At 41.4% G+C, this 18,045-nt stretch carries 13 protein-coding genes; 2 read left to right on the top strand and 11 right to left on the bottom strand.

The features are described from left to right. Positions 1-77: 77 nt before the first annotated feature. The 9 genes from ACHB7C_RS06350 to ACHB7C_RS06390 all read right to left on the bottom strand — a co-directional run bounded on the left by ACHB7C_RS06350 (position 78) and on the right by ACHB7C_RS06390 (position 12,954). The gene (locus ACHB7C_RS06350; protein ID WP_042845578.1) at positions 78-1,580 is read right to left on the bottom strand and encodes an FGGY-family carbohydrate kinase; all 1,503 of its coding nucleotides are present in this window, start codon (positions 1,578-1,580) and stop codon (positions 78-80) included. A 20-nt stretch (positions 1,581-1,600) separates the two neighbouring features. Continuing rightward, on the bottom strand, positions 1,601-2,641 hold the full coding sequence (locus ACHB7C_RS06355; RefSeq protein ID WP_042845579.1) for a zinc-dependent dehydrogenase: 1,041 nt from the start codon (positions 2,639-2,641) through the stop codon (positions 1,601-1,603). 36 nt (positions 2,642-2,677) lie between these two features. Next, the gene (locus tag ACHB7C_RS06360) at positions 2,678-3,487 is read right to left on the bottom strand and encodes a class I fructose-bisphosphate aldolase (RefSeq protein WP_004259316.1); all 810 of its coding nucleotides are present in this window, start codon (positions 3,485-3,487) and stop codon (positions 2,678-2,680) included. Between the two features lie 30 nt (positions 3,488-3,517). Next, positions 3,518-4,477 (bottom strand): D-2-hydroxyacid dehydrogenase, encoded by a 960-nt coding sequence (locus ACHB7C_RS06365; protein ID WP_395346763.1) that lies wholly within the window; start codon positions 4,475-4,477, stop codon positions 3,518-3,520. A gap of 308 nt (positions 4,478-4,785) precedes the next feature. Continuing rightward, entirely contained in the window at positions 4,786-5,463 is a 678-nt protein-coding gene (gene narI, locus ACHB7C_RS06370; protein ID WP_042845582.1) for a respiratory nitrate reductase subunit gamma, read from the bottom strand. After that, complete coding sequence (gene narJ / locus ACHB7C_RS06375; protein ID WP_210831518.1) at positions 5,460-6,182, bottom strand: nitrate reductase molybdenum cofactor assembly chaperone; 723 nt, start codon at positions 6,180-6,182, stop codon at positions 5,460-5,462. Before narJ ends, narI begins: the two co-directional genes overlap by 4 nt. After that, positions 6,179-7,720, bottom strand: a complete 1,542-nt coding sequence (gene narH, locus ACHB7C_RS06380) for a nitrate reductase subunit beta (protein ID WP_042845586.1) — start codon at positions 7,718-7,720, stop codon at positions 6,179-6,181. The genes narJ and narH overlap by 4 nt, the downstream gene beginning before the upstream one ends. Then, a complete protein-coding gene (locus ACHB7C_RS06385; protein WP_210831517.1) occupies positions 7,720-11,481 on the bottom strand; it encodes a nitrate reductase subunit alpha in 3,762 nt (1,253 codons plus the stop codon). Before ACHB7C_RS06385 ends, narH begins: the two co-directional genes overlap by 1 nt. Before the next feature lie 69 nt (positions 11,482-11,550). Further along, positions 11,551-12,954, bottom strand: a complete 1,404-nt coding sequence (locus ACHB7C_RS06390) for a NarK family nitrate/nitrite MFS transporter (RefSeq protein ID WP_042845590.1) — start codon at positions 12,952-12,954, stop codon at positions 11,551-11,553. A gap of 331 nt (positions 12,955-13,285) precedes the next feature. On the opposite strand from ACHB7C_RS06390, the gene narX reads away from it, so the two are divergent. Beyond that, the gene (gene narX, locus ACHB7C_RS06395) at positions 13,286-15,013 is read left to right on the top strand and encodes a nitrate/nitrite two-component system sensor histidine kinase NarX (RefSeq protein ID WP_048605964.1); all 1,728 of its coding nucleotides are present in this window, start codon (positions 13,286-13,288) and stop codon (positions 15,011-15,013) included. A gap of 21 nt (positions 15,014-15,034) precedes the next feature. Next, a complete protein-coding gene (narL, locus tag ACHB7C_RS06400) occupies positions 15,035-15,691 on the top strand; it encodes a two-component system response regulator NarL (RefSeq protein ID WP_042845594.1) in 657 nt (218 codons plus the stop codon). A 12-nt stretch (positions 15,692-15,703) separates the two neighbouring features. Here narL and ACHB7C_RS06405 read toward each other — a convergent pair whose 3' ends face one another. Both ACHB7C_RS06405 and ACHB7C_RS06410 read right to left on the bottom strand, forming a co-directional pair. Further along, positions 15,704-16,858, bottom strand: coding sequence for a sugar diacid recognition domain-containing protein (locus ACHB7C_RS06405; RefSeq protein ID WP_042845596.1), 1,155 nt, complete (start codon positions 16,856-16,858; stop codon positions 15,704-15,706). A 14-nt stretch (positions 16,859-16,872) separates the two neighbouring features. Continuing rightward, positions 16,873-18,036, bottom strand: a complete 1,164-nt coding sequence (locus tag ACHB7C_RS06410; RefSeq protein ID WP_042845597.1) for a glycerate kinase — start codon at positions 18,034-18,036, stop codon at positions 16,873-16,875. Positions 18,037-18,045 lie beyond the last annotated feature (9 nt).

The following is an 18,045-nucleotide window of genomic DNA, read 5'->3' on the forward strand; positions in this document are numbered from 1 at the left end:
AGAATGAAACGATCCCTGCTAATTCATTAAAATTAACATTTAGGAACGTTATTTAATTTAAAGTTACTTCAACTAATTTATTTACTCGACAAGCTATGCATTGTTTCTTTTAATAAAGGATACAGCCCATTGTAAATATTAAACTGCTTGTTATAAGTATCTTGTGTTTTTTTATCTTGATTTGGTGTGAATGTGATATCTTCTGTTTTTATAATCGGTAAATCAGGGTCATTAATGCCACAGAAAAAACCGGCTCCTGTCGCACCAACCATTGCAGCGCCAAAAGCGGCTGCGTCTGCTGTTTGGGCAATATTATATTCAACCTGAAGAATATCCGCTTTAATTTGAGTCCATAACGTATTACGTGATCCTCCCCCTACGCTGAGTAATTCATCTAATATCACTCCCCATTTTTCATTAGCAATATTCAAAATCTGTTTTAAACCATATGCTGTACCTTCAAATGCCGCCCTGACCATATCATCGCGAGTATGATTTAGACGTAAGCCTATCCATGCTCCCGATGCATTAACATCCCAAATAGGGCTACGTTCTCCAGCTAAATAAGGCAGATAAATTAAGCCATTAGCACCAGGTACTGATGATTTTGAAAAGATCTCCAACTGTTCATGGTCATTAACTTCCGGCCAAACAGCCTGGTTTAGCCAACTGAATGTCCCCCCAGTTGTCGACATCGCCCCATGGGCCAACCATTGATTGGGGACTATGTGGTACCGGTTCATAAAACGAGGGTCAAAGTTTGGCTCTTCTAAGCAAAACGTTATGACTCCCGATGTTCCTGTTGATTCAAAAGCTGTTTCAGGGTCAAGTAACCCGACTGCAAATGCAGCAGCAGCGGTATCTGCCGACCCTAAAATAATTGGCGTATTTTCTTTTAATCCTGTTTCTTGAGCGGCTTCTTTACTCACTTTACCAACCACAGAAGTGCATTGATAAATCGGCGGCAAAATATCGTGATTAAACTTCCAATACCTTAATAGTTCTTTTGACCACTTAGGCGCTTTAGACAAAACCACAGCGCCAGAATACGCGGCTTGGGTCGGGTCAATAGCAGCTTTTTGACTCCCTAACTTTAAAGATAAAAAACTATTAAGTAGCACAACCTTATGAACTTTTTGCATTAATTCCGGCTGTTGTTCTTGTAGCCATCCTAACGTTCCTACCCAACATGCGGACGGACTTGGACTATTACAAGAAAGCGCCCGAACATGCGTTATATTTTCCCCGAGTGTTTGCTGTATGAAGCTTTCAGAACGCCCATCAAGATAAGTAATCCCATTTGAGACGGGTTTATTATGTTTATCCAATAAAACCAGCGTTGGGCAAGCAACAGAGAAACTCACAGATACGATATTCTTTACTTGAGAAGTCACTTCTTTGACTGCATCTGCGGTCTTTTTCCAAAAGTCATTTAAGTCAATTTCATGATTTTTGGGAGATTTGGAAATAATATTGGTATCACGTGAAGCCTTTGCCAATAATTCTCCATGAAAATTAAACGCACAAACCTTCACACTACTGCTACCTGCATCAATTCCCAAATAGACACTGTCCATCATGCTGCCTCCAACGCCTGCTTTTAATTGTTATGTATAATAATTTTAATCGCGTCACCTTTTTGAGCGGTTGCCATGGCCTCGTTGATCTCATCTAAAGCAAATCGGTGAGTCACTAATTTCTCGATATCAATTAAGCCCGAAGAAATCAGTGTCAAGGCTTGCTGGTATCCTTCTCGACTTAACGCACTGGCTCCTGTAAGAATAAGCTCGTTGTAGTGAATAATATTGACATCAATTTGCGCCATATCATCCTTTGAAAAGCCGGCAAACAAGTTAACTCGTCCTCCTTTTCTAGCGAGTTCCAATGCAGGATTAACTAATCCAGGGATGCCAATAGCAATAATCACCACATCTGCGCCCACCCCTTCCGTCAAGCCTTTTACTACATCCAGTAAGTTTTCTTGCTGGCTATTGACGACACGTGTAGCACCACAATTTAACGCAGCCTGTTGGCGTTGTTCATTGAGTTCACTAACAATAATATTTGTCGCACCTGAGAAACGTGCAAGTTGCACATGCATTAACCCGATAGGCCCCGCACCAATAATGACCACCGTATCACCGAGCTCAATACCCACATTTTTTTGTCCATTGATACAGCAAGCTAACGGCTCTGCTAATGCTGCAGCTTCAAAAGACATTCCTTGCGGTATCTTAAAGACATTACCCGATGACAAAGCAACCTCTGGTATTCGAACATATTCCGCAAAAGCGCCATCAAATTCATAGCCGATCGCTTGGCGGTTTAAACAGACATTTTCTTTACCGATGCGACAATAAACACAAGAACGGCATGGTACGACAGGGTCAACTGCGATTGCGTCACCGACGTTTAGGTCGGTCACATTTTCACCCACTTCTACAATTTCCCCTGAAAATTCATGTCCTATTACAGAAGGGTAACGCACACCTTTGGTTTTTTTACCGGAAATAATCCGTCCGTCAGTTCCACAAATCGCGGCTGCCTTGACTTTAATAACCACGTCACCTTTACCAACTTGTGGATATTTAACGTCTGCCACTCTAAGTTCATTAGGCGCATACAATACCGCTGCTTTCATTTTTTCCTCCCCATGCATAACAGCTATGAACGTTAGTTATTTGCCACCCGCTTGCTTATATTCCGCGATAGCTTGGTCAACCGAACAATCATCATTGATTAATGCATTCAGAGCTTTAATGACTGCTGTTGGGTTTTCGTGCTGCCATACGAAGCGCCCATACGTCACACCACCAACACCAATATCTAATGCTTTACGTGTATTTGTTAGGAAGCTAACAAGATCGCTCCCCATATCACCACCAGCTAAAGCAACCATAGCTGGGCAGCTATCCACGACAGATTTAAATGTCTCAGGGGAACCAGACCAGAGTGTTTTGATGATATCGACACCTAGCTCAGCGCCTGCGCGAACACAGTAAGCGAGATTTTTCGCATCAAAACTGTCTTCAATCATTGGGCCTTTTGGATAAATGTGTGCGACTAAAGGCAGTCCTGCGGAAGCAGCAGCTTTCGATACTTGGCCTAAAAATGTCAATTGCTGTGCCTGTTCTGGCCCGCCCATAATACAGCCGACTGAAATTGCGTCTGCACCTAAACGAATGGCTTCTTCAACGTCAGCAACCGGTGTGTCATAAGCTTCATGGTAAGGTATGGAGTAACTTGTCGCTTTCATGATGATAGAAACATCGGAAGCGACATACGGAGGATAAACCTTTTCAATAATACCTTTATGCATCGTAATAGCGTCAGGTGCGCCCGCAACAACCTGTTTCATGACGGATTTAATATCACCAATTCCCGGTAATACACCACGTGTAATTGGATGATCCATGGTAATTGCAAGAAGACGACCAGATTTTTTATTTAATAATCTTTTTAAACGGATTTCTTTTCCTAAAAACATATTGATGACCTCTTTAAATCAATGAGTGAATTAATTAACTAAATTTTGAGGATGGCCAGATAAAAAGGCTTCGATATTGTCCATCATCATGTCTGATAAGGTTTGTATCGCTTCAAAACTAGCCCAGGAGATATGAGGGGTAAGAATAAAATTTGATAATTGAGTTAATTTGATCATATAACTTTCTTTTTCAGGTGGTTCTGAAAGACAAACATCAAACCCAGCACCTAATATTTTATTATTTATTAGAGCGCCATATAATGCTTCTTCATTAACGATCCCACCTCGTGCAGTATTAATTAAAATACAAGATGGTTTCATCTGCTCGAATTCTGGAAAGCTAATTAAATCCTTGGTGGATTTCAGTAGTGGACAATGAATAGAAATAATATCGCTTTTCGCAACAACATCTTCAAATGGTGTATATAGTGGGCCCATATTATTCGTGCCTTTGTATGTGGAAAATAGCACCTTCATACCAAAAGCTTTTGCGATATCAGCAACTGCCTTACCTAAGACACCATCACCAATAATACCAAGCGTCGAACCAGATAAATTATTAATTTTATAATCAAAATAACAAAATTGGCCTGATTCTTGCCAACGACCATTTCGTACTGATTGTGCATAGGCTAATAAGTTACGACGTAAGGCTAAAATCAAGGTAAACGTATGCTCAGGAACCGTATTTATTGCATAATTTCTGATATTAGAAACTAATATATTACGCTCATTACAAGCACCAATATCAATCACATCTGTTCCTGTTGCAGCGACAGAAATAAATTTAAGTTGCTTTGCAGCTTCAATAACTTTTTTAGTAATTTTTACTTTATTGGTAATAATAATGTCTACATTTTTTACTCGCTCAATAATTTCATCTTCCGATGTTTTCCCATACAGTTCTAAACTATATTCTTTATTTATTTTCTTAATATTTATTCCTTCAGGGAAAGTTTCATAATCGAGAAACACGATTTTAACTGTCATTTTTATTACCACCCAATTAATCAATAAAATTAATATCAATTAGACTTTTTGATTTAATTAAATTATATAGTTCACTTATCAGGAAGGCATTGTAAGAATGACTAGTTTTTAACGTGAAAAATTGAATATAATTGTGAAGATGCACAATTTGTTATGAATTCGATCACAAGATTATTATTTTATAAGAACACAAACAAAAAACCCCATCTCATATGAGATGGGGTGCCAAAATGGCCACATTTGTTGTTGATATAAGAACAAGTTACACAAGAGCAATGTACTGGCTCACATCCTTGTGAAGCCTGAACTTAATGGCGATTTCTCACCAATTGATACCGACGAGTCAGGTATTCGATAGGTGCACTCCAAATGTGCACTAAACGGCAGAATGGGAAGAGTAAAAATATCGTCATCCCCAACACAATATGCAGCTTGAACACGATACCAACGCCTTCAAGGTAATTTGAAGCCCCCCAATGGAATGTCACAATGGACTGCGCCCATCCCACAAGTTTCAACATCTCGCTACCATCCATATGTTGCGCTGAAAATGGAATAGTCAGTAACCCTAAACACACTTGTACCACTAGCAACACCATAATCATGATGTCACCAAAAGAAGATGTTGCGCGAATACGAGGGTTAGTCAATCGGCGTTTCAATAACATCGCGCCACCAATTAACATCATCACACCTGCAGCGCCCCCACCAATCATCGCCATTAATTGCTTTATATGCATTGGCAAGAAAGATTCATACATCCAATGTGGGGTTAACATCCCTAAAAAGTGCCCTGCGAAAATACCAATAATACCCACGTGGAATAAATTTGATGCTAAGCGCATGTTTTTCTTATCGAGCATTTGGCTAGAACCTGCTCGCCACGTATATTGCCCATAGTCATAACGCAACCAACTACCCACAATAAACACAGTACCAGCAATATATGGATAGATGTCGAAGAAAAATTGATTGAGAAAATTCATTTTTGCACTCCTACATGGCTGCTAGAGCCGAGATCCAAGTATTGTGGGGTGACGGCGTTGGCAAAACGATGTTGATGGGCTGTAACTTCTCCACCACAGTTTTTTTCATCAGCAAAAAATTTCACTTGCTCCTCTTCCCAAACTGCATCCAGTGCTTGTGGAGTATCATCGCGCGATTCCAAAGCCACTTTTTCGGTTAATTGCTCGGTGGCAATTTCACTATTTGATAATTCGAGTAATACTTCAAACAATGTGGCAAAACGACTTTCACGTTGCTTCAGCCTTGCACCAAGGAGCGCTAAAATAGGGGCGATATCCTGTAAACCGCCAACGGTCTCTGTTGTGGGTAAGACCGTGAGATACTCCAAATAAATAGGTAAATGATCAGGAAGTTCGCGGCAATCAATCTGTAAACCATATTGTTGATATTGCGCCATTAAATCGACCATAGCTTGGCCACGGTCACGAGACTCGCCATGAACATGCTCAAATAACAATAATGATGTTGCCCGGCCTCTATCAAATAATTCACAATATTGTGCCTGCATATCCAACAATTCTTCATTAAGATATTCACGTACAAACATCATCAATTGGATCGCCCGAGTTATCGGTAATTCATCTGCTTGTTCTAATGCCTCAATCAGTTCATCACGATGTAACCAAAGCGCCTCTGAAGGGTATTCTAATAAACGAGAAATCACTTTTAACGTCATCATAGTGCTTTCTCCTGTGTTGTTTTTGGTGTGATATCAATGGCATCAATACGTTTACTGTTAAACAGATTTGTTTTGCTATCACTACCATGGCAACCGTCACCAAAGCTAAAACCACAAGCTTTAGCTTCAGGGAAAGCTTCACGTGCTAATTCACGGTGACTAGATGGGATCACAAAACGGTCTTCATAATTCGCAATCGCCAAATAACGGTACATTTCTTGAGCCTGTGATTCAGTTAAACCCACTTGCTCTAGTGCACTAGTATCACATTGGTTTTCAACGGTTTCTGCACGTTTATAATGGCGCATCGCCAACATCCGTTTCAGTGCTAATAATACCGGCTCGGTGTCCCCCGCCGTTAATAAATTGGCAAGGTACTGCACAGGAATGCGCAAGCTTTCTACATCGGGTAATACCCCATTACTTGCCAATAGCCCTGAATCTGCAACAGATTGAATGGGTGACAAAGGCGGCACATACCAAACCATCGGCAATGTACGATATTCAGGGTGTAATGGCAGTGCCAACTTCCATTCCATTGCCATTTTGTACACTGGGGATTTTTGTGCAGCTTCAATCACGCTCAATGGTATCCCTTGTTTTTCAGCCTCAGCAATCACTTGCGGATCATGGGGATCTAAGAAAACATCCAACTGGCTTTGATAAAGATCGGTCTCTTTTTCCACACTAGCTGCTGACTCAATTTTATCTGCGTCATATAACAAAACGCCTAAATAACGGATGCGACCAACACAGGTTTCAGAGCAAACAGTTGGCATCCCAGACTCAATGCGTGGATAACAAAAAATACATTTTTCTGACTTACCGCTTTTCCAATTGAAATAGATTTTTTTATATGGGCAACCGGTTAAACACATACGCCAGCCGCGGCATTTATCTTGATCAATCAGTACAATGCCATCCTCAGAACGCTTATAAATGGCACCGCTTGGGCACGTGGCCACACAAGCAGGGTTCAAACAGTGTTCACAAAGACGAGGTAAATACATCATGAAGGTGTTTTCAAACTGCCCATACATTTCCTTCTGAATGTGCTCAAAGTTTTTATCTTGTGCACGTTTAGAAAACTCGCCTCCCAGATCATCCTCCCAATTGGGGCCCATTTTTACATTGCTCATTCGCTCGCCCGTGATCAAAGAGCGCGGACGTGCCGTTGGCACATGTTTACCTTCTTTGGCATTTTTTAAATGGCCATAGTCATAATCAAATGGCTCATAATAATCATCTAATGCAGGGACATCGGGATTGGCAAAAATTTTGGATAAAACCCCAACTTTGTTACCCATTCGCGGCACTAATTTACCTTTGATAGTACGGATCCAACCGCCTTTCCATTTGTCCTGATCTTCCCAATTATGGGGATAACCAATACCCGGTTTAGTTTCGACATTATTAAACCAAGCGTATTCAACACCTTCGCGGCTGGTCCACACGTTTTTACAGGTCACTGAACAAGTGTGACAACCAATACACTTATCAAGGTTTAATACCATGCCGACTTGAGAACGAATTTTCATTATGCTTTCTCCTTTCCGCTCAAGGTCTGCTGGTAGTCATCACCTTCACCATCCAGCCAGTCAACCTGTTTCATTTTACGAACAACCACAAATTCATCACGATTAGAACCCACGGTTCCGTAGTAATTAAAGCTATAAGCAAGGTGCGCATAGCCGCCGATCATATGGGTCGGTTTCGGGCAAACACGCGTGACAGAGTTATGAATTCCGCCACGTTGAGCCGTAATTTCAGACCCGGGTAAGTTGATCAACCGTTCTTGGGCGTGATACATCATGATCATGCCATCAGGAATACGTTGGCTAACGATCGCTTTGGCGGTTAATGCACCATTACTGTTAAACGCTTCAATCCAATCGTTATCTTCAACACCCAGTTCGCGGGCATCTTCTTCGCTAAGCCAAACCACTGGCCCACCACGCCCTAATGTCAACATCAATAAATTGTCACTATAAGTTGAGTGGATACCCCATTTTTGGTGCGGAGTTAAGAAATTCAGTGCTTTTTCAGGGAAGCCATTAGGCTTTTTGCCCATTAATGGCTGAGCCGCCCGCGTATCAATTGGTGGGCGATACACGACGAGGCTTTCCCCGAAAGCACGCATCCATTCATGGTCTTGATAAAGTTGTTGGCGACCACTTAGCGTACGCCAAGGGATCATTTCATGAACATTGGTATAGCAAGCATTGTAAGACACATGTTCATCTTCTAAGCCTGACCATGTGGGGCTGGAAATAATTTTACGTGGTTGTGCAACAATATCGCGAAAACGGATTTTTTCATCTTCTTTATAACGCGCTAAATGGGTGTGGTCACGCCCAGTCACCTTACCTAACGCATCCCACGCTTTCACTGCAACTTGCCCATTGGTTTCCGGCGCTAAGGTTAGAATGACCTCTGCGGCATCAATTGCCGTTTCAATTTTAGGGCGGCCTTGATTTGCACCTTCTGGCTGGGTTTTATTTAATTTTTTCAGGAAATCAATTTCATCTTGTGTATTCCAATTGATGCCTTTACCCCCATTACCCAATTTATCCATGAGTGGGCCAAGAGAGATAAAACGTGCATAAGTACTTGGATAATCACGTTCAACACACATAATATGCGGTGCTGTTTTACCTGGGATCAGGTCACACTGGCCTTTTTTCCAATCTTTAACATCCAAAGCTTGGGCCATTTCTGCCGCACTATCGTGCTGAATAGGCAGAGTCACCACATCGATTTCCTGACCTAAATGCCCCTCACTAACCACCGAGAAGGCTTTAGCAATACCCTTATAGATTTCCCAATCGCTTTTTGATTCCCAAGCTGGGTCAACAGCAGCTGACAACGGATGAATAAACGGATGCATATCTGATGTATTCATATCGTCTTTTTCATACCACGTCGCTGTAGGGAGAATGACATCAGAAAATAAGCAAGTACTCGACATTCTGAAATCTAATGTCACAACAAGGTCAACTTTTCCTTCAGCAGCTTTATCTTGCCATTCAACTTCTTGTGGTTTTACGCCACCTTGTTGACCTAAGTCTTTGCCTTGAATACCGTTTTCAGTTCCCAATAAATATTTCAATAAATATTCATGACCTTTCCCAGCAGAACCAAGTAAGTTAGAGCGCCAAATAAACAAGTTGCGAGGGAAATTTTGTGAGTCATCCGGTTGTTCCGAAGCAAAGCGGATCTTTCCTTCTTTCAACTGGTTAACAGTAAAATCAACGGGAGAAAGCCCCGCTTCTTGTGCTTGTTTGGCAATCTTCAGTGGGTTCACATTCAACTGGGGTGCTGAGGGTAGCCAGCCCATACGTTCGGCACGTACGTTCATATCCACCAAGCTACCATTAAAGGCTTTTTTATCTGCTAAAGGCGATAATAATTCCTCAGTACTTACCGTTTCATAGCGCCATTGGCTTGAGTGATTATAGAAAAATGACGTGCTGTTCATATGGCGTGGTGGACGCTGCCAATCAAGTCCAAATGCTAATGGCAACCAACCTGTTTGTGGACGTAATTTTTCCTGCCCAACATAATGTGACCAGCCGCCGCCGCTTTGCCCAACACAACCACAGAAGATCAACATGTTGATAATCGCACGGTAGGTCATATCCATGTGATACCAATGGTTAATCCCTGCCCCCACAATCACCATCGCACGGCCATGGGTTTTCTCAGCAGTATCTGCAAATTCACGGGCAATACGAATAATGTTTTGGCGGCTAACACCGGTGACTTTTTCCGCCCAAGCAGGTGAATAGGCTTTCATATCATCGTAATCAACCGCACAGTTTTCATCACCAAACCCGCGGTCGATACCATAGTTAGCAAGCATCAAATCATAGACACTGGTCACCAAAGACTCACGACCATCGGACAGCTGAATACGTTTCGCGGGTAATTTGTGCAGTAAGACGTCTTTCAGTTCAACGCTTTGGAAATGTTCACTTTCTAAACCACCAAAATACGGGAACCCTACATTCACCAACTCATCATGCATATCTGCAAGGCTAAGTTTCATTTTAATGTCATGAGCATCTTGCCCTGCCCTAGGTTCTAGATTCCATTTCTGACTACCATCCCAACGAAACCCCATCGACCCTTGTGGTGCACACAATTCGCCTGTTTCTTCATCAAAGGCGATAGTTTTCCATTCGGCGTTTTTTTCTTCTCCCAAAGAATCAACTAAGTCAGATGCTCGCAGCATCCGGCCTGCCACATAAGAGCCATCATCACGTTTATCGAGCATAACCAGCATTGGCATATCCGTATATGTGCGTATATATTCACGGAAATACTCGGCTTCACGCTTGACATGGAATTCATTGAGGATCACATGCCCCATCGCCATTGCCATGGCGCTATCTGTCCCTTGTTTTGGGTTCAACCAATGGTCACATAATTTGGCAATTTCCGCGTAGTCTGGCGTCACTGCGACCGTTTTTGTTCCTTTATAACGTACTTCTGCAAAGAAATGGGCATCTGGGGTCCGAGTTTGCGGAACATTAGATCCCCAAGCAATAATATAAGACGAGTTATACCAGTCAGCGGATTCTGGTACGTCTGTTTGTTCACCCCACGTCATGGGGGATGCAGGCGGCAAGTCACAGTACCAGTCGTAGAAGCTCAAACATGCACCACCGATCAACGATAAATAGCGCGCTCCCGACGCGTAAGAAACCATTGACATCGCAGGTATTGGAGAGAACCCGACAATGCGATCGGGACCAAACTCCTTGATAGTTGCCACATTTGCTGCGGCAATCAGTTCATTCACCTCTTGCCAACTTGAACGCACAAAGCCCCCGCGTCCCCTCGCCTGCTTATAGCTTTGCGCCTTTTGCGGATCACTGATGATAGAAAGCCATGCATTGACAGGGTCTTGATGTTCAGCTTTTGCTTCGCGCCACAGTTTAAGTAAGCGCTTACGCATCATCGGATATTTCACGCGATTAGCACTATATAAATACCATGAATAGCTCGCGCCACGCGGGCAGCCTCTTGGTTCATGGTCGGGTAGATCTGGGCGAGTGCGAGGATAATCAGTTTGTTGCGTTTCCCACGTGACAAGACCATTTTTGACGTAAATTTTCCAACTGCAAGAACCTGTGCAGTTAACGCCATGAGTAGATCGCACCACTTTATCGTGCTGCCAACGGCTACGATAACCATTTTCCCAGTCACGGTTTACGTTTAACTCTTGGCCGTGTTCACCTGAGAAGGTATCACCTAATTGCTTGAAATAACGAAATCTATCTAAAAACTTGCTCATTCGGATTGCCTCCAAAGAGACGGCGACTCGCGCCGTACATTGCTTAAAATTAATCTTTATTGCTTGTTATTATTTATGTGTACGCCCATAAACTAGCCAGGTGATAAACACACAGGAAAGATAAAACACAAAGAACACTTTCATTGCATCGGCGGGAGACCCAGTCAACGTTAAGGAGGTACCAAACGCTTTTGGAATAAAGAAACCACCGATGGCGCCTATTGCTGAGATAAAACCCAATGCTGCGGCACTTTCTGTTACTGCTTCTTTTTGTGCTTCTTGCTCTGAAGCACCTCGGGCAATGGCTTTATCCATAGTTAATTTACGAAAGACCACGGCTATCATTTGAAAAGTAGAGCCACTGCCTAACCCAGCGGTTAAAAACAGCACCATAAACACCCCATAAAAAGCACCAAAAGAACCACCTTGTCCGTTTTCAGGCAGGGTGAAAAATAGCAAGCCAGAGAAAATCGCCATCACAATAAAGTTAAGGAAAGTCACTTTGACTCCACCAAAGCGGTCTGACAGCATGCCGCCTAATGGACGAGCTAATGCACCAAGGAAAGGGCCAAAAAAGGCAAATTTGAGGATAATAATGTCGGGAAACTGGGTTTTAGAAAGCATGGCAAAACCAGCAGAAAAACCGATAAATGAACCGAAGGTAGAAAGATACAACAGGCTCAAAATCCATAAATGGCCGCGTTTAAGCACTGGCAATTGCTGTTTTAATGACGCTTTATTCGCCGCTAAATCATTCATGCCAAACCATGCCATCACTGTAAATAACAATAAAAATGGCACCCAAACCCAAGCGGCATTTTCTAGCCATAAGGTTGAACCATCGGGCTGTAATGCCCCAGTTCCACCCGCAAAGGCAAAAACACCCACCCCGACGATAAATGGTGCTACCAATTGCATTACGCTTACACCTAAGTTACCTAACCCCCCATTCAGACCTAGTGCTCCTCCTTGACGTGCTTTTGGGAAAAAGAAACTGATATTCGCCATGCTCGATGCGAAATTAGCCCCAGCAAAACCACAAAGAAGGGAAATAATGACAAATATTTGATAAGGCGTAGTTGGGTCTTGGATAGCGTAGCCAAGCCAAATACAAGGGATCACCAAAAATAGCGTACTAATGGCTGTCCAGCGTCGCCCACCAAAAATAGGAATAACAAAAGAATAAGGTACTCGTAATAAAGCCCCTGACACTGAAGGCAATGCTGTTAATAAAAATAATTGGTCAGTGGTAAAGTTAAAACCCACTTTGTTTAAATTCACTGCAACGGCACTAAATAACATCCAGACGCAAAATGCGAGCAACAAACAAGGGATAGAAATCCACAAATTACGCTCTGCAATTCGTTTTCCTGTTTGCTGCCAAAATTGCGTTTCTTCAGGACGCCAGTCCTGAATAACACTATTGGCATTTTGCTGTGCAACTCCACTATTAACATTATCTCGTTGAGACATAAATCACCCCGATAAACACAATTTCTTATCGCAGTGTGTGGCGAATATGTCGCCGCGAAGCTGATCTAAATCAAGACAGATTTAAATCAAATTTTGTGCGTTTTTTGGATAAACCACCAGAGGAGTATGGGGAGTACAACCATTTAATCATTTGAATTAAATAAATAAAATTCGTTAAATGGCCGTTTTTACTGTTTGAATTTAGGCGAAATGACTCAGAGGGATATTAAGGAGTAACACCGAAGTGGCATATTCAATTTTGCACAATAGAGGAACAATACCCACGTTATAGAAAAGAATGAATAACCAAATAAAAAGGAACGAATTATTTATGCCAACGACTTATCACCGATTTTCAATCATTAACCAAGTCATCGGGTTAATGCTATTGATTGCCGTACTCGGTATTATTGGCATGGCTATTTCTAATAGCATGATTACCAGCGTTCAAGGAAATGCTCACGCAATTAATAAATCAGGCGCATTACGAATGCAAAGTTACCATTTGCTTTCTCTCACCCCATTAACCCCATATTCCGATACCTATTTAAACGAACTCGAAAACAACTTATTAAGCCAAGAATTAACTCAAGTGATCGAGGTAGAAAATTTAACAGACCAATTTACTCAGCTTTATCATTATTGGGAAACAAATTTAAAACCTGCACTTATTAATGCAACGTCACCAAATGATGCCCGCTTTGAAGTCATTACGTTTGTTAATAAACTCGACGAGTTAGTCCGTAATATTGATGAAAAAACAGAGAGAAAAATAACTTATGTCTCAATAACACAAATGGTTTTTATTGCCCTCGTCGCATTTCTACTTTTGCTTACCATATGCCATCTTAGAAAAAAAATTTACTACCCTTGGCTGAAACTATTAAATATGGTCAATGCCATTAGCCATAAGGACTTTAGTCAGCGTTTTTCTGCGGGTAAAAAACAAGATGAATTAAGCTCCCTTGGGCAAACTTTAAACCAAATGTCAGACGAGTTAGCACAAAGTTACCACCAGCTAGAATCACGTGTCGAAGAAAAAACCGCCGATCTCCAAAGTAAAAACAAAGTGCTACTGTATTTGTATCAATCTAATCGCATATTACATTCCATTGAACCATTAGCAAACCGATTAGAAAAAGTCTTGGTTGAACTCAAGAACCTAACACCATTGCAAAATATTAGTTTACGATTATATGAAGAAGATAATGACCGTTGCTTTCATGAATTCCATTGTGGCGGCCTTCTATCACCAGAAACCATACAACCTACAACAATAATGTCTTGGGATATCTCCGATAACTTACACCGTTACGGTGTGATATTGGCGGAGATCGCAATAGATCAGCAATTATCTGATGAACAAAATAATTTAGTTCTCATGCTAGTAAAGCAAATCGCGGGTATGTTAGCGATGGAGCACCAACTAGAACAACAGCAACAATTGCTCATTATGGATGAACGTTCCGCTATCGCAAGAGAACTGCATGATTCTATTGCCCAATCATTATCTTGTTTAAAAATGCAAATTAGCTACCTGCAAATGCAACCCGGACCACTCCCCAAACAGCATCAAGATTTACTTCATGAAATGCGCAATGAAATTAACTCGGCTTATAGCCAATTACGTGAATTACTCACAACCTTTAGGTTAAAACTAACAGAGCCTGGGTTACTGCCCTCTTTAGAGAGCACCATTCAAGAATTTAGCCAACGCATTGGTTTTGACATTGGTTTAAATTATCAGATCCCAGCAAAAAGTATTTCACCACATCAAGCTATCCATATTATACAAATAATTCGAGAAGCCTTGAGTAATATCCTAAAGCACGCTAATGCTAATTGGTCTCAGGTTTCATTAGTCGAAAATGCAGGGTTAATTACGGTAATGATTGAAGATAATGGGGAAGGCATTCAACTTCAACCTGCAAAAAATAATCATTATGGGCTGATTATTATGAGAGAAAGAGCCCTAAGCTTAAACGGGGAATATTCTATTACCCCAAGAGCTCAAGGGGGAACCATTGTTAATGTCATATTCCCTGTGAGTGTGTCTTAACCAAATTGGAGCAACTCGTTCATGAAAAATAAAAATACCACCATTGGGCAATCCACCATTTTACTTATTGATGACCACCCAATGCTACGTAACGGAGTTAAGCAATTAATCAGTTTAGAGCCCACATTACGGGTAATTGGTGAAGCTGATGACGGGGTGACAGGTATTAAAATTGCCGAAGAACAAGACCCTGACTTAATTTTATTAGACCTCAATATGCCCGGTATGAATGGTTTTGAAGTACTTGATGATTTGCGTAGCCGAGAACTTTCTGGCCGAATTATATTGTTTACTGTCTCAAACTACAGCGAAGACTTAATTAATGCTTTAAAGCGGGGGGCGGACGGTTACTTATTAAAAGATATGGAACCTGAAAAACTGATTGTTGCCTTAAAAGAAGCCGCCAGCGGTAAAATGGTAGTTAGCCCTACTCTTGCCACCGTATTAGCTGAATCATTAAGAGACAATCGAACCTCTGCGGACCATAATTTGTCGTCGTTGACCCCAAGAGAAACCCGTATTTTAAACTTAATAGCACAAGGCCTTTCAAATAAACTGATCGCTAATAAATTGCAAATCACAGAAAGTACAGTAAAAGTACATGTAAAACATTTATTGAAAAAACTAAATTTAAAGTCACGGGTCGAAGCTGCAATATTTGTTTTACAGCAAAAATAATGCCCATTAAGATCAAGTTAACGCATCCAACCATGGCTGTTGTTTCGGATAACGCCGACGATAGCCATGCATAGCAACAGACAGTTGAATAAGGTCAGTAAACTTTGTCGGGTCTAAGCCTGTTTGCTTTTTAATTTGTTGTAATCGATAACTTAATGTATTTCTATGAATACCTAACTGTTGCGCCGTGCTGCCAACCTCGCCATTTTGCGATAAAAATAACTCTAGGGTTTCAAGCAAGATATCCCCCGAGTCATGTAATAATATTTTATTGCAAATATCTAAGAAAAAATTAAATAAATAGCTATTCTCCAACTCATTAAATAAACACAGAGAGGCCATTTCTTTAAATAAAAAAACTTGTTTCTCAGGAACTGTTAACCGCCCTACATCAATGACTGAACGTGCGAAATGAACAGCATCTCTCACATGTTCTTCCGTATCAGCTTGAACCCCAACACCAATATAGTACTGGCTAAGTTGACTATCTAAAATAAAATGTAGATGAGAAATAAAGGATTCGTTTTTATAAAATGTTGATGGAAATAACATCAAAATTTCACGGCTATTTAATAGTAATACATCACTTTTTTCCATTGCTGACAATTCAGTAATAATGGAATCCAGAATTTCTGGCCGATATTGAATCGCTTCGATATTAATAATGACCGGGATTGTAGGCAACGAAAATGAAAAGCCCGAATTGTGTAATTTCAATAAAGCACTACGACCTTGCATTGGCGTAGTACTTTCAATAAATTGCACAAATAGCATATCACGTAAACGATGCTGCCAATTAATACTACGCCGCTCAATTTCCTGTTTAATTAATAACTCTGCTGTGAGTATTGCTAATTCGGCATAACGTTGAATAATAACCGGGTCACCACTGACACCAATCACTAATTCAACGTTATCTGCCACCATAATTGGATGATTAATACCAGGCGCGACATTGGAATAGCGACTCGCCTCATTTTCATTATAAATGGTGATCCGTTTACCACAGCGAATAACTTCCACCGCGACTTCATGAGTCTCACCAATACGTTTTTTTTCACCTGAGGCGATAATTACACCCTGACTATTAATCACATTGACGTTGTGATGGATTATCCCCATTGCACGAGTGACAATATCATTAGCTAATTTTTCAGTCAGTAGCATATTACCGCCTCATCTTAATGTTTTATTTGCTTACTATGGCTAGATAATACAGTACGTAACAAATTTTCAGCCGTATCAGCTAAATAACGTTCTCCATTAACCATTGCCTGCTCAAGGGAAACTGGCCCCGGACAAAGTGACCACATGGCAGTGATACCATGTTGATATAAAATACGGCTATCTTCACTGTACCCCCCACATAGTGCGATTGTTGGTACCCCATAATGACTTGCCATACGAGCGACACCAACAGGAGCTTTACCATTGGCACTTTGGCTATCAAGCCGCCCTTCCCCAACGATAACAAGGTCGGCTTGCTGAATATACGACTCCGCACCAAGTAGCCCCAACACCAAGTCGATCCCCTTCTCAAGCTTAGCGGAAACAAACCAACGTAGCCCAGCCCCTAATCCGCCAGCAGCGCCGCTCCCCGCATCCAATGAGAAATCCTTCCCTGTAATTTTTGTCATTAATTGAGCGTAATGAGCCATGCCTAGCTCAAGCTTATCTAACATCGCTTTATCAGCGCCTTTTTGTGAGCCATAAATATAGGTTGCGCCATTTTTACCTAATAACGGGTTTTCAACATCACAAGAAACATTAAATTCGACATCCGCTACACGAGGATCGAATTTATCAAAGTTAATCTTTGCGATATTTATCAAATTTTCGCCATTAATAGGAAATTCGATAAGCTGTTGGTCATTATCATAAAACTCTGCGCCTAAAGCTTGTGCAAAACCCGCACCACCATCATTAGTTGCACTTCCACCAATACCGATAATAATGCGTGTGCACCCTAAATCGAGTGCATGTTTTACCATTTCACCTAAGCCATAAGTCGACGCTTTTTCAACTTGACGATGTTCTGCTTGAACCAGTTCTAAACCACAACATTGCGCCATTTCAATAAAGGCCGTCTTTCCTTCTAATACTAATAATCGTGCATCAACCTTACTTCCATATGGGCCAGTACAATTAAAAGTATAAGGTGTGACACCTGATAATACTGGGCTGTGCTCTAGTGACTCCAACAAACCTTCTCCACCATCAGAGATAGGTAATAACGTCACATCCAACTCGGAGGATACACGCTCGAAACCCTCTGCAACAGCCTGACACGCAAGCTGTGCTGAACAACTTCCTTTAAAGGAATCAAGTGCGATAACAATTTTCATGCAGACTTT

The organism is Providencia sp. 2024EL-00732 (assembly GCF_044006275.1).
Classification (GTDB): Bacteria; Pseudomonadota; Gammaproteobacteria; order Enterobacterales; family Enterobacteriaceae; genus Providencia; species Providencia huashanensis.

Coding starts and splice junctions, on each gene's coding strand:
- ACHB7C_RS06350 (WP_042845578.1), bottom strand. CDS start 1,580: ATGATGGACAGTGTCTATTTGGGAATTGATGCAGGTAGCAGTAGTGTG.
- ACHB7C_RS06365 (WP_395346763.1), bottom strand. CDS start 4,477: ATGACAGTTAAAATCGTGTTTCTCGATTATGAAACTTTCCCTGAAGGA.
- narH (WP_042845586.1), bottom strand. CDS start 7,720: ATGAAAATTCGTTCTCAAGTCGGCATGGTATTAAACCTTGATAAGTGT.
- ACHB7C_RS06355 (WP_042845579.1), bottom strand. CDS start 2,641: ATGAAAGCAGCGGTATTGTATGCGCCTAATGAACTTAGAGTGGCAGAC.
- ACHB7C_RS06405 (WP_042845596.1), bottom strand. CDS start 16,858: ATGCTACTGACTGAAAAATTAGCTAATGATATTGTCACTCGTGCAATG.
- ACHB7C_RS06410 (WP_042845597.1), bottom strand. CDS start 18,036: ATGAAAATTGTTATCGCACTTGATTCCTTTAAAGGAAGTTGTTCAGCA.
- ACHB7C_RS06360 (WP_004259316.1), bottom strand. CDS start 3,487: ATGTTTTTAGGAAAAGAAATCCGTTTAAAAAGATTATTAAATAAAAAA.
- narL (WP_042845594.1), top strand. CDS start 15,035: ATGAAAAATAAAAATACCACCATTGGGCAATCCACCATTTTACTTATT.
- narJ (WP_210831518.1), bottom strand. CDS start 6,182: ATGATGACGTTAAAAGTGATTTCTCGTTTATTAGAATACCCTTCAGAG.
- narI (WP_042845582.1), bottom strand. CDS start 5,463: ATGAATTTTCTCAATCAATTTTTCTTCGACATCTATCCATATATTGCT.
- ACHB7C_RS06390 (WP_042845590.1), bottom strand. CDS start 12,954: ATGTCTCAACGAGATAATGTTAATAGTGGAGTTGCACAGCAAAATGCC.
- narX (WP_048605964.1), top strand. CDS start 13,286: ATGCCAACGACTTATCACCGATTTTCAATCATTAACCAAGTCATCGGG.
- ACHB7C_RS06385 (WP_210831517.1), bottom strand. CDS start 11,481: ATGAGCAAGTTTTTAGATAGATTTCGTTATTTCAAGCAATTAGGTGAT.